The sequence below is a fragment of the Bartonella sp. MR168JLCBS genome (genome assembly GCF_042194175.1).
In genome coordinates this window covers 404-642 of record NZ_JBHIMP010000465.1, presented here as the reverse complement: position 1 = coordinate 642, position 239 = coordinate 404, and the positions used below count along the sequence as shown (strand labels likewise).

General features: G+C 36.4%; 1 protein-coding gene. It reads left to right on the top strand.

Annotation, left to right across the window (positions count from 1 at the left end):
- Nucleotides 1-239: hypothetical protein (locus ACFIK8_RS12025; protein ID WP_375669561.1), on the top strand; the 239-nt coding region annotated here is incomplete at both ends.

Genomic DNA, 239 nt, shown 5'->3' with positions numbered 1-239 from the left:
GCTTTTTAGTCTTTTGCAGTCTAATCCCTCTCTTTTGAATATGTTAGTGCTTATCATGGGTGCTGCTCCACGTCTTGCAGAAATTATTACACGTAAACCACATGTTTTTGATGGGATGCTAGATCCAACAATTCTTTCAGAGTTGCCAACAAAAACTTACTTAGAAAATCGGCTTGAATATTTTCTTGAAGGTGCAATTCCTTATGAAGAAATTCTCGATCATTTAAGGGTTTTTGCTG